The sequence below is a fragment of the Streptosporangium minutum genome (assembly GCF_002149035.1).
Taxonomy (GTDB): Bacteria; Actinomycetota; Actinomycetes; order Streptosporangiales; family Streptosporangiaceae; genus Streptosporangium; species Streptosporangium minutum.
Window position 1 is genome coordinate 1 of record NZ_NGFP01000283.1, and the last position, 11,639, is coordinate 11,639.

Consider the following 11,639-nt stretch of genomic DNA (forward strand, 5'->3'; position numbering starts at 1 on the left):
CTCGACATCGTGATGGTCTTCAGCCCAGTCATCACCAACGAACAGCAACCCGACCTCCCCGACGATCGACAACAGCGGTCAGCAGCCTGCAGGAGCCGGCCCGCGAACTAATGGACCAGTGCTCACCCCAGACCCTCGAGGGGCACGACATCCCATCAGCGATCAAGACCCCTGACCACCGGTGAGGGCACGATCTGACCCCAGGACTCCAAGGTCCGGCCGACGAGGGTGCTCACTCACCAGCGGCTACAGACACCGAGTCTGCCCGAACAGCCGACCCGGTAGCTCCCATTAGCCGAACTCGCCGTTCTTCACGCCGCCGACGAAGGCGGCCCACTCTCCGGGGGTGAAGACCAGTGCGGGGCCGCCCCGATCCTTGCTGTCGCGTACGGCCCGCCGCCTGCCGGACAGCTCGGCGACCTCGACGCAGTTGCTTCCGTCTCCACCGGAGAGAGTGGATGTGCGCCACTGGGCTTCGGTGAGTTCCTGGGTCACGTCGTCCATCTACGCATCGTCTCCTTGATCATGCCGAGCGAATCGCGCCGAGACAAGGCGTCTACTCGAATCACGCCATGCCTGAATGCTAAGCCTTTCACCTCTTCGGATCGCGCGCTTACTCGATCCTCTGTGCTCTGGGAGTCGATGTAGGCCATGGAAGGCGCTCCCTTCGGCATGTCCGCGATGACGAAACCGCCCAGTAAGCCAACGGTGCCGTAAGCCGTATAGGGAAGAATCTGAAGTGACACGCAGGGGCTCTTCCCGATCTCCAAGAGGTGTTGAAGCTGGTGCTTCATCACTTCTGGGCTCCCCACGGGTCGGTGCAAGACGCTTTCGTCAAGCACCACCCACATCATGGGCGGCTTGGGTCTCTTGAGAATTTCCTGCCGTTCCAGTCGAGCTGCTACACGCTCCTCGGCCTGTTCTCGGCCGACGCCCGGTTCGTTGCCGATCAGAGCTCGCGCGTATCCCTCTACTTGCAAGAGGCCGGGAACCATCGACAGTTCCCAGGTGTGCAGTGTCTCGGCCTCGCGTTCGAACTCCAGCCAGGGCCGGAACCAGCGGGGGAGTTGGGCCGCCGTACGGTTCAGGCGATCCAGCAGATCTGTGAGCGCCGTACCCAGGCCGAGAACCTCGTCCACCTTGCGGGCCAGGTCCAGGCTCGGTGCCCGGTGACCGTTCTCAATCATGCTCAACTGGCTGATCGACAGGTGTATCACGGCACAGAGCTTTCTTTGGGTAAATCCTGATAAAAGCCGGAATTTGCGTAGTTCAATACCGAACTGAGTGCGTGGGGATAAACGTGGGTCCAGTTCCGGGGGGATGGTCATCCGGAGCTCCTCTCGCCGGTTCGCGCCATGCACAGCCCATTGTCCAGGGAGTTCTTCTGATTGCGTGAGGGGTTCACGGAACTGTGAACACATTGCTAATACGGTTCGCCGCCCTGGTCTCCGCATTCTTGCGACCGTATGAATGCCGCGCCGAAATGACGGCGAAGCCTCGGCCGACGGCCTGAGCGAGACGGAGATCCGGCCGATTCGGCCGGGGAAGGCGGACCGATGAATCCCGAGCCCCTTAAGGAGATCTGTCTGCCCGGCGATCCCGGATCGGCCTCCGGGCGCGGGACGAAGTCCGTACGTGGCTCGGGGAGGACCACCCCGCCTACGAGGCCGTACGGCTGGCCGTCTCCGAGCTGGTGACCAACGCCCTCCGGCACGCCCGGCCGGGAGTCGGCCCCGCCGCCGTCGACCCGCTGGTCCTGCGGCTGGTGGCGTACGGCGGCCTGCTGCGCGTCGAGGTCATGGACGCGGGCCTGACCATCGAGGCCCCCCGCGTCCGGGCGGACCCGGCATGCCTTCTGACGGAGGGCGGCCGGGGCCTGGCGATCGTCAGCGAGCTCTCGGGCGGGAACTGGGGCTACCGCACACACGAGCGCCGCCCCGGCCGGACCGTGTGGTGCGAGATCCCCGCCGGCCCGCCGTCTCCCGAAGACTCCCTCCCGGACACGTCCGATCCTCGCACCCGGCCCCGAGTGGGATAGCCGACGCGGCCCCCACCCGCTGCGGAGCCGTCTGGACCGCCCCCGGCGGGAAGCCCCGGCACGTGGTTGTCTTCCCCACGACCCGCTGATACGTGCCCGCTCCCACCCCCCGTTGGAGCGCCCGCCGGGGGCCTTTCCCGTCACAGGAAGTAGACGTACCACCACGCGAGGAACCCCGCGTGCACGAGCGCTGCCAGAAGGTGGGCGCCCCGCCCTCTCAGCGGTCTCTTCACGACGGGCCCGTCCGCGTGCGGCGGCCGGATCACCGCCACGACGGTGGCGGCGAGGCCGAGCCAGGCGAGGAGGCCGTACCACCGCAGGATCGAAGGGACTCCCAGCGCCAGCACGGTCTCGTTCTCCGCGATCACCCCGTACACCGCGTCGACCGTCAGGCCCACGAAGGCCGACCCGGCCAGCCCCGCGACCAGCGTGGGCAGGCGGCGTCGCGGTCGCAGGGCGCCCGCGACGAGCTGGACCAGCACCGTGACCCCAAGCAGTACGAACGGCAGCAGCGTCCACGGCGCGCGCTGTGCCCGGTAGGGGGCGGCGGTGAGGTGGACCTCTCCCGGCCGGACGACCCGGTAGGCGGCCTGCCCGGGGTCGCAGGGCGGCGCGGCCGCCGGGTCGGAGAGGAAGGCGGCGATGGTCTGCCGGCCGCACCGGCTCGACAGGAACACCGCGTGCCCGACCCCGGCGAACTCGACGAACCGGGAGTCGGGCAGCGCCTCGGCGGCGGGCCTGGCCGTACGGCTCGGCGTGGTCGGGTCGTACTGGCCGCCGAGCACCAGGACAGGCGCCTTGGTGGTGGCCGCCGTGACGGGGGCGCGGGGCAGCTTCCAGGTGTCGCACACCGTCCGGTCGTGGACTCCGGTGAACAGCCGGGGCCGCGTCCAGGGGAAGGCGTTGTAGGGCGTCTCGTCCTGGCACTGGACCGCGTGGTAGAGGCCGAACTCATAGGTGGCGAGCCCCGGGCCGGCCGCGTCGGCCAGGGGCTGCAGCAGGTCGTGGTGGCCCGCCGCCAGCCCGTCGATCAGGGCGGGCACGATCGGGAGCACCTCGACCGAGTGCATGGCCTCACCGAGGATTGTCGCCGTGTCGTCACCGGTGAGCCGGACGGTGATCGGCCTGTCCGTCAGCGGGTCACGGGTGGTGATGGCCGCCGGGTCCCTGTTCAGGTCGGCGACCATCGCCGCGAACCGTTCGCTCAGGTCCGGCCAGCCCCGGCCGGACAGCTTCGCGACGGCCTCGGTCAGGTCGCGGGTGGCGTCGTCGTACCAGTTCACCTCGGCGGGGAGGAAGGAGTCCAGCACCACCGAGCGGGTGCCCTCGGGGTCGGTGGCGGCCGCAGCCAGCATCGACCTGGTCGAGTAGCTCACCCCGAACAGGTTCCACCGCGCGTATCCCAGTGCCCGCCGCAGGTCCACCACATCGGCGGCGATCTCCTCGGTTCTGTATCCCCGCAGGTCCACGCCGAGTCGCTCCCTGCACGCCGCCGCACCGGTGGCGATCACGCCTGTCTCCTCCGCGGCCTGGCCGGGGCTCCGGAGCGTGTCCAGCATGGCGCGGACCGTCTCCGGGCAGTCGAGGCGCGGTTCCGGCCACCTGCTGCCACGCTGTTCCAGCGTGATCACGTCGCGGTCCCGGAACATCTCGGCGAGGTAGCCGGTGAGCTGGATCGACGCCGAGGCGGGGCCTCCACTGGTGTAGACGACGGGATCCGGTTTGCGGTCCGCGGCGTTCGAGCGGTGCACGGCGAAGCCCACTCTGGTCTCCGGCCCGTCCGGCAGGTCACGCCGCTCGGGAACCACCAGGTACCCGCACCGGGTGCCCTTCGGGACCGCCACGGGGCACGGATGATCCTCCAGCGTCGGCGCGCTCTGCGCGGCGGCGGGGACCGGTACGGCGAACGCCAGGGTGCCGGCGGCGATGAGCGCGGCGAGGCCGGTGGTGTTCCTCAAGGACATGGGGGGGTTCCTTCGCGGGGCTCGGTCCGATTCCTTTTCGCGGTGGTATCCGTCTTATGGTCGTTCACGGGTGGCAGCGACGTTGGGAGGTGGCGGTGGCCGAGGATCGAGCCGGTGACCGTCCGGCGGAGGACGCGGCCGTGGTGGACGCCGCCGTGGCCGGTGACGAGGGGGCGTTCGGAGCGCTGGTCGAGCCTCTGCGGTGGGAGCTGCGGGTGCACTGCTACCGGATGCTCGGCTCCTACGACGACGCCGAGGACGTCGTTCAGGAGACGTTTCTGCGGGCGTGGCGCCGCCGGGAGACCTATGAGGGGCGCTCGACGTTCCGGGCCTGGCTTTACAAGATCGCTACGAACGCGTGTCTGGACGTGATCGGCCGGAACAGGCGGCGGGTGGCCCCGTATCAGGTCCCGCCGCTGGTCGATCCAGGTGCGCCGACGCAGCCGCCCGCGGATGTGCCGTGGCTGCAGCCGGTCCCGGACCTGCTGCTGGAGCCGGCCGCCGACAGTGCCGAGGGGCCGGCGTCGGCGGCGGTCGCGCGGGAGACGATCGAGCTCGCCTTCCTGGTGGCGATCCAGCACCTGCCCCCCCGGCAGCGGGCCGTGCTGATCACCAGGGACGTGCTGGGCTGGCCGGCCACCGAGACGGCCGCGTTGCTGGAGACCAGCGTGGCGTCGGTGAAGAGCGCGTTGCAGCGGGCACGGGCGACGCTGAAGGAGCACCTGCCGCGGCGGCGCGAGGACTGGGCGCCGTCGGCCGAGCCGAGCGCGGACGAGCGCGCGCTGCTGCGGCGCTACGTCCAGGCGCACCAGCGGGCCGATCTGGGCGCGCTCGCCGGGATGCTCGCTGAGGACGTGCGGATGACGATGCCGCCGCACCCGGCGTGGCTGGTCGGGCGGGAGGCGCTGCTGACCCTTTCCGGGCAGGTCTTCAAACCCGGCTCGCCGTGGTACCACGGGCGCTGGCGCGGCGTCGTCACCGGAGCGAACCTGCAGCCCGCCGTGGCGCACTACGTCGAACACCCCATGGCGGAGGAGACCAGGAACCTGGCCGGCCGCTTCCGCGCCCAGGTGCTCGACGTGCTGCGGATCGACGACGGCCGGATCACCGCGATCACGTCGTTCGAACCGCGCTGCTTCGCCGCGTTCGGCCTGCCCCTGGTCCTGCCGTGAGCGGGGGATTCCGGCGGCGCGAGGTGGTCCTGGCCTGCGGTGAGGTCCGCCCCTACGACCCGGCCGCGTGGCACGACGCGATCGTCCGGGTGGAAGACGGGCAGGTCGAACTGGAGACGGCCGACGGCGCCCGCCGGCGCTTCGGCCACGGCGCGGTGCTGTGTCTGGCCGGTCTGCCTTTACGCGTGCTGCGCAACCCGGGGCCGGGCCTGGTCACATTGATCGCGATAAGCCGGAACCGGACCGATTCCTTTTCCTCCGAGGCGCCGTCATACAACCAAGAACACGACATAGTGCCTGAAGCGGAGAAACAATCATGTCCATGACCAGCGAAAAGACGGTCCCAGTGCACGCGTCGGTCATCTCCGGGGACGGAACCGAGATCGCGTTCGAGCGGCTCGGCGCCGGGCCCGCGGTCATCCTGGTGTCCTCGGCGCTGGCCGACCGCTCCGACGCCCGTAAGCTCGCCGGCCTGCTGGCGGAGCACTTCACCGTGATCAACTACGACCGGCGGGGCCGGGGCGCCAGCGGTGACGCGGCGGCTTACGCGGTGGAACGCGAGGTCGAGGACATCGCGGCGCTGATCGGCCACGCCGGGGGTTCGGCGTCGGTGTTCGGGAGTTCGTCGGGGGCGGTGCTGGCGTTGCGCGCCGTGGCGGCCGGGCTCGACGTCGAACGGCTGGCGCTGTACGAACCGCCGTTCGTGATCGGCGACGACGGCTTCGGCCCGCCCGGGGACTACGCCCGGCGGCTCGACGCGCTGCTGGCCGCCGACCGGCGCGGCGACGCGGTCAGATACTTCATGACCGAGGTCCAGGGCATGCCCGCATTCATGGTGACCATGATGCGGCTGATGCCGGGCGCGTGGTCGAGCCTCAAGGCGCTGGCGCACACGCTGCCCTACGACGCCGCGGTCATGGGCGACACCCAGCAGGGCAAGCCACTGGAGGCCGGCCGGTGGTCGGCCGCGACGATGCCGACCCTGGTACTGACCGGGGGCAAGAGCCCGGCCGGATTCCACGACGCCGCACGGGCGCTCGCCCACGTCCTGCCCGACGCCGAGCACCGCACGCTGCCCGGCCTCAACCACGGCGCCGTGGTCATGGCCCCCAAGAAGCTCGCGCCCGCGCTCGTGGAATTCCTGCACGGCTGAGCCGGTGTGGAACGACGGATCAGCGGTCGGTCCGAGCACGCCGGGGCAGGTCGGTCCGAGCACGCCGGGGCAGGTCCGCCCAGCTGCGCCTGACGGGGAGACAGGCGCGGCACCTGTGCGACGGAACGGGAACGTGGGTCAAGGCTCTCGGCCATCCACGCGCACGCGCCATGGTCGACCCGCGCGAACGGGCTTGGCGTACGTTTCCGTCGCACTCCGACCCCGCCACCAGGCGCGACCGCCCTGCCGCTACGGGACAGGGGGCCGCGGACTACTGGATCGCCGACGGGGGCTGTGATCACCGGCCCTCATGCCGAGCGGCGGCCGGCGTTCCCAGGCGGCTGGTCGCGGGACTGCTGCAGCTCGGCGTTGATGCGCAGAGCCTCGGCGAGCTGGTCTTCCAGGATGATGATGCGGCAGGCGGACTCCAGGGCGGTGCCCTGGTCGACGAGCTCCCGCGCGCGGGCGGCCAGGCGCAGCTGGTAGCGGGAGTAGCGGCGGTGACCGCCGTCGGAGCGCTGCGGCTCGATCAGTTTGGCGGCGCCCAGGCTGCGCAGGAACGCCGGGGTGACGCCGAGCATTTCGGCGGCCCGGCCCATGCTGTAGGCGGGGTAGTCCTCGTCGTCGAATCGGTGACTTGGGGTGTTGCCGGAAGCGGCGGGGGGCCTTTCGGCCGGGTGGGCGCGGTCGGCGGTGTCTCGGAGCGCGGGGCTCGATCGGACGGCCGACGCCATCAGTGCTTGATCCATATACCTTCCCGAATGCCGACAGGGGCCCCGGCGCCTTGATGCGCCGGGGCCCACGAGGTTCAACACCATCTACCGGCCATTTGGCCGACTTACTTGCTTCCGCATGTGGCCGCCCGGTGGGGGCGGGGATGCGGGGATCGCGAATGCGTGACCGTAGACCACCGTCCAATCTGTGGAGCTGCGGTACCCGTGCGGCGAACTTCAGCCGGCAGCGGGCGATCCTGATGGCGTTCAACACTCCTTTCGTTTATCCCTGCTTCTTCTTCGAACTCGTACATCACGTGGCAGCGCGTCCACGGCCGGGACCCTTCACCTGCATTGGCCCTGGCACGTCCGACCTTCTGCCATCTACCTGTCTCGTCTACTGCTATCCACGTCCGCCCGGGCAGTTCGTCGTGATGCTGGGTATTCTCTGCCCTCGTGGATCCGTTCCTTGCGATGTCAGGAACTCTATCCTCAACTAGCTCGGATGTCTACCTCAGTCACTACAGGTTTTCGATTCCGAGAAAGCAAGGATGATTCCTACGTCGAGAGCAGGTCGGCGACAGCCCGCTCGATGCTGTCGCGCAGCTCGAAATGGGCCAGCAGGCCGGTGCGTTCCAGCAGATGCCGCAGGCCGCCCGGGAGCCCCACGAGCAGGAGCCGGCTGGTGGCGCTGGCCTGAACGCGCTGCAGGGTGTGGGCCAGGACCCCCAGGGCGGTGGAGTCGTAGAAGGTCAGCTGCGACAGCTCCAGCACCAGGCGCAGGCCCATGCCCGGCTCCCAGAGCGTGTCGATGTGGTCGGTGAGCGTGGGCGCGGTGATGAAGTCCAGGTGCCCGCCGACCTCCAGCACGCTGCAATGCCCTCGATGGGTCACCCGCACCCGCAACTCCTGCTCGTGATGATTCACCTCAGTCCCTCCTCCTCCTTCTGCGTACCGTCGGCGAAGCCCTGCGATACCCCGATGGAGAGCGGGGATACCCACCCCCGCAGACGGAAGGAGACATGACGTCGCCGACGCGGCGCCAGATGACGAGAAAGATCTTTTCCGGAGCGACAGGAGCGAGAAGACGACTTCGAGCAACCCCCTCCGGAACGGGGGGCGGACGGCGGCCGCTTTTCCGGCGTGAAATCCTGGAGGGGAACGAGCAGTCCGGCCAGGGCCGGGGACCCGGCCTACGCCGCCCTACCTGTCGGAGGCCGCGATGGCCGACCCCAACGGATCAGGCGTGTTCTTCGTCGGCAACGCCACCACGCTGATTCGCTATCACGGGTTCACGCTCCTCACCGATCCCAATTTCCTGCACCGCGGCCAGCGTGCCTACCTCGGCTACGGCCTGAGCACCCGGCGTCGCAGCGAGCCGGCCATCGGGATCGACCGGCTCCCGCTCCTCGACGCCGTGGTGCTGTCGCACATGCACGGCGACCACTGGGACCGGGTGGCTCGTCGCGGTCTGGACAGGGCGCTGCCGGTCGTGACCACCCGCGAGGCGGCGCGGCGGCTCAGGCGCCAGGGCTTCGGCGAGGCCGTCGGGCTGGGGAGCTGGCAGGAATGGCTGTTCGAGCGGGACGGTCACACGCTGCGGGTCACCTCCCTGCCCGCGCGCCACGCCCCGGGAGCGGCGCAGGCGTTCCTTCCCCCGGTGATGGGGAGCATGCTGGAGTTCGGCCGCCCGGGGGGCCAGACCGACCTGCGCATCTACATATCCGGTGACACGCTCATGGACGGCTGCCTGTCCGCCATCCCGGAACGCTTCCCCGACATCGACCTGGGGATCGTGCACCTGGGAGGCACCAAGCTCCTCGGCCTGCTGATGGTCACCATGGACGGCAGGCAGGGAGCCGAATGGCTCAAGCTCATCCATCCGCGTCACACCATGCCGGTGCACTACGACGACTACACGGCGTTCACCTCGCCGCTGGCGGACTTCCGCCGGGAGGTCGAGCGCCGCGGCCTGTCCGGCGGCGTGCACTACGTCGAGCGAGGACAGACGCACCCCCTTCCCGTACGGCCCGCGGGAGGTGTCCCCCTCTGAGTCCGTACGGCCCGCGGGACGCGCTCCCCTCTGAGCCGTCATCCCGGAGAGGGCCGACCAGGCGGCCAACCGCAAGAAACGCGGCGCTCGCGGCGGACGCCGGGTCAGCCACGATCTGGATCTCTACAAACAGCGCAACACGGCGGAACGCTGCATCAACCGGATCAGGGAATGGCGCAGGCCAGCCTTCCCGTTCGACAAGGCCCCCGAAAGCCACCTCGCCGGCCTTCATCTACGCGGAGCGATCCTGTGGATCCGAAGCCCTCAACCCGTTTGAAGATCCGAAGTCCGTACAGGTCCTGGCAGAATGACATGCGTCTGCCGATTCTGTCAGTGACGGATCCTACGATGACGGCATGATCATCATTTCTGGCCGGCTCACTGTCGATCCCGCCGATCGGGAGGCCTATCTGCAGGGCTGTGTCGGTGTGGTCGCGCAGGCGCGCGCCTCTTCCGGCTGCCTCGACTTCGTGCTCGGCGCCGACCTGGTCGACGCGGGGCGGATCAACGTCTATGAGCGGTGGGAGTCCGAGGAGGCTCTTGAAGCCTTCCGGGGCTCCGGGCCGGACGAAGGGCAGACGGCGATGATCCGTGACGCCGAAGTGCTCCGGTATCACGTATCCGGAGCCGACACTGCCTGATCCAAGTGATCATTGAATGCGCCAGGTTCTGCTCTTGACGTGGTCCGCGCGCTTCGTTCTGTCGGAAGTCCTGTGATCAGCTGGACTGGTCCAAGGCGGTGATCGACAGTTCGCAGGTGCGGGCACTCAGGGGCGGCCCAGAACCGGCCCGAGCCCGGTCGATCGCGGCAAGAGCGGCTCGAAACGCCATGTGATCACCGACGGGAACGGCATCCCGCCGGCGGCCAGCCTCGGCGGTGGCAACCGCGGGCGGCATCCTGCAGCTCATGCCCTTGGCGGAGGCGATCCCACCGGTTCACGGCAAGGTCGGCAAGTCTCGTCGGCGCCCCAAGACGCTGTATGCCGACCGCGCCTACGATCACGACCGCTACCGCCGTCAGTTGCGGGAGAAGAGAATCGAGCCGATTATCCCTCGCCGCGGGACTCCGCATGGTTCCGGCCTGGGCGTGCATCATTGGGTGGTCGAGCAGACGATCGCCCTGCTGCACTGGTTGCGCCGATTACGCATCCGCCGGGAGATCCGCGACGACATCCACGGAGCCCTCATGACCCTGGCCTCCGACGTCATCTGCCGGCGACGCCTCAATCACTGAGCGCATTCCGTCCGGAGTTCTCAGAGCCGGTGGCCGCTCTGCCGGGAGCCGCCGCCAGTTCTCAGAGCCGGTGGCCGCCCTGGCGGGAGCCGCCGCCTCCGTCACAGTGACGGAGCCTGGCGTAATGCCGTCGCGGCGTCCTGGAGGGCGTCCAGCAGGGGGACGAGCAGGGGGTGGCGCTCCGCGCCCCGCCGTACGGCGGCGAAGACCCGCCGTTCGGGGCCTGGGACCGGGCGGATCACCACGTCCGACAGGTCGGCCGCGCGCAACGCCAGGCGCGGCACCATCGCCACGCCCGCCCCGGCGGCGGCCAGTGCGACCACCGCGCTGAAGTTGTCGGAGGAGTGCGCGAACTCGGGGATGAACCCCGCGTGCTCGCAGGCCAGGGCGATCACGTCGTGGCAGGGGTTGCCCGGGTAGGGGCCGATCCACGTCTCGCCCGCCAGGTCCGCGACCGACAGGCCGGGACCGCCGGCCGCAGGCGTCTCGGGATGGCCCGCGATGGGCAGGGCGTTCCGTCCGTCCGTGACGGAGAAGGCGTTTCCGGGGGGATCCGGGTCCGCCAGGGTGTGGTCCGGGTCCGCTGGGATGCGGTCCGGGTCCATCAGGGTGTGGTCCGGGTCCGCTGGGATGCGGTCCGGGTCCATCAGGGTGTGGTCCGGGTCCGCTGGGATGCGGTCCGGGTCCATCAGGGTGTGGTCCGTGTCCGCCGGGATGCGGTCCGGGTCCGCCAGGGGGTGGCCCCGGGGGAGCACCACGTCGAACGGCTCGGAGTAGAGCGGGATGCGGGACAGGCGGCGGTCGTCCTCCGCCGGGGCGCCGCGATACTCCACCGCCACCGCCACGTCCACCACGCCGTCCAGGACCATGGTGAGGCTCTGGTCGCCCTCGGCGTCCAGGACCCGCACCTGGATGCCCGGCTCCTTGTCCCGGAGCGTGCCCACCGCAGGCGCCACGACCAGCCCGATCGCGGTGGCGAAGGAGGCCACCTTCACCTCGCCCGCCGTACCCGTCGTGTAGGCGGCGATGTCGGCCCCGGCCCGCTCCAGCTGGGCGAGCACCTCGTTGGCGTGGCCGAGCAGGATCCGGCCCACGGAGGTCAGCCGCACCCCCCGTCCGTCGCGCTCCAGCAGCCGGTGGCCCACCTCGTGCTCCAGGGCGACGAGCTGCTGGGAGACGGCGGAGGGGGTCAGGTGGAGCGCGGCGGCGGCGGCGGTGACCGTCCGGTGGTCGGCCACCGCGCGCAGGGTCCTCAGCCGCCGCGTCTCTATCACCCGTCCATTCTCGCCGAGACCGTCCCATGACCGAGACG

The 11,639-nt window shown here is 69.9% G+C and carries 13 protein-coding genes and 1 pseudogene; 8 read left to right on the top strand and 6 right to left on the bottom strand.

Translation table 11 applies throughout. The features are described from left to right. Positions 1-291: 291 nt before the first annotated feature. Both CA984_RS37885 and CA984_RS37890 read right to left on the bottom strand, forming a co-directional pair. Positions 292-504 carry a DUF397 domain-containing protein gene (locus CA984_RS37885; protein ID WP_086578208.1) on the bottom strand — a complete coding sequence of 71 codons (213 nt, stop codon included), beginning with the start codon at positions 502-504 and terminating at the stop codon, positions 292-294. Next, positions 492-1,328, bottom strand: a complete 837-nt coding sequence (locus CA984_RS37890) for a helix-turn-helix domain-containing protein (RefSeq protein ID WP_165781557.1) — start codon at positions 1,326-1,328, stop codon at positions 492-494. The genes CA984_RS37885 and CA984_RS37890 overlap by 13 nt, the downstream gene beginning before the upstream one ends. 275 nt (positions 1,329-1,603) lie before the next feature. Between CA984_RS37890 and CA984_RS37895 the strand changes: the two genes are divergently transcribed. Continuing rightward, entirely contained in the window at positions 1,604-2,038 is a 435-nt protein-coding gene (locus tag CA984_RS37895; protein ID WP_278249088.1) for an ATP-binding protein, read from the top strand. 140 nt (positions 2,039-2,178) lie between these two features. On the opposite strand, the gene CA984_RS37900 is transcribed toward CA984_RS37895, so the two are convergent. After that, the gene (locus CA984_RS37900; protein ID WP_086578211.1) at positions 2,179-4,002 is read right to left on the bottom strand and encodes an alpha/beta hydrolase; all 1,824 of its coding nucleotides are present in this window, start codon (positions 4,000-4,002) and stop codon (positions 2,179-2,181) included. A 95-nt stretch (positions 4,003-4,097) separates the two neighbouring features. On the opposite strand from CA984_RS37900, the gene CA984_RS37905 reads away from it, so the two are divergent. From CA984_RS37905 to CA984_RS37915, 3 genes are read left to right on the top strand one after another with little or no spacing between them, the layout of a single operon-like run. After that, positions 4,098-5,174, top strand: coding sequence for an RNA polymerase subunit sigma-70 (locus tag CA984_RS37905; RefSeq protein WP_242676398.1), 1,077 nt, complete (start codon positions 4,098-4,100; stop codon positions 5,172-5,174). Then, entirely contained in the window at positions 5,171-5,500 is a 330-nt protein-coding gene (locus CA984_RS47450) for a hypothetical protein (protein WP_207621185.1), read from the top strand. The genes CA984_RS37905 and CA984_RS47450 overlap by 4 nt, the downstream gene beginning before the upstream one ends. Continuing rightward, complete coding sequence (locus CA984_RS37915; RefSeq protein WP_086578213.1) at positions 5,491-6,327, top strand: alpha/beta fold hydrolase; 837 nt, start codon at positions 5,491-5,493, stop codon at positions 6,325-6,327. Before CA984_RS47450 ends, CA984_RS37915 begins: the two co-directional genes overlap by 10 nt. A 308-nt stretch (positions 6,328-6,635) precedes the next feature. Here the strand turns inward: CA984_RS37915 and CA984_RS37920 are convergent, their stop codons facing one another. Further along, positions 6,636-6,926: a MerR family transcriptional regulator gene (locus tag CA984_RS37920; RefSeq protein ID WP_207621186.1), complete on the bottom strand. Its 291-nt coding sequence runs from the start codon at positions 6,924-6,926 to the stop codon at positions 6,636-6,638. 672 nt (positions 6,927-7,598) lie between these two features. After that, positions 7,599-7,967 (bottom strand): STAS domain-containing protein, encoded by a 369-nt coding sequence (locus tag CA984_RS37925; RefSeq protein ID WP_165781558.1) that lies wholly within the window; start codon positions 7,965-7,967, stop codon positions 7,599-7,601. Positions 7,968-8,262: 295 nt separating this feature from the next. Between CA984_RS37925 and CA984_RS37930 the strand changes: the two genes are divergently transcribed. The 4 genes and pseudogenes from CA984_RS37930 to CA984_RS37940 all read left to right on the top strand — a co-directional run bounded on the left by CA984_RS37930 (position 8,263) and on the right by CA984_RS37940 (position 10,327). Next, complete coding sequence (locus CA984_RS37930) at positions 8,263-9,093, top strand: MBL fold metallo-hydrolase (RefSeq protein WP_086578216.1); 831 nt, start codon at positions 8,263-8,265, stop codon at positions 9,091-9,093. A gap of 34 nt (positions 9,094-9,127) precedes the next feature. Beyond that, positions 9,128-9,370 (top strand): annotated as a pseudogene (locus CA984_RS48410) (hypothetical protein); the annotation flags it as partial. A 79-nt stretch (positions 9,371-9,449) separates the two neighbouring features. After that, the gene (locus CA984_RS37935) at positions 9,450-9,734 is read left to right on the top strand and encodes a putative quinol monooxygenase (protein ID WP_086578217.1); all 285 of its coding nucleotides are present in this window, start codon (positions 9,450-9,452) and stop codon (positions 9,732-9,734) included. Positions 9,735-10,000: 266 nt separating this feature from the next. Beyond that, entirely contained in the window at positions 10,001-10,327 is a 327-nt protein-coding gene (locus CA984_RS37940; protein WP_133061897.1) for a hypothetical protein, read from the top strand. Positions 10,328-10,428: 101 nt separating this feature from the next. Here CA984_RS37940 and CA984_RS37945 read toward each other — a convergent pair. Next, the coding region (locus CA984_RS37945; protein ID WP_242676400.1) for a LysR family transcriptional regulator at positions 10,429-11,639 on the bottom strand (1,211 nt) is incomplete at its 5' end.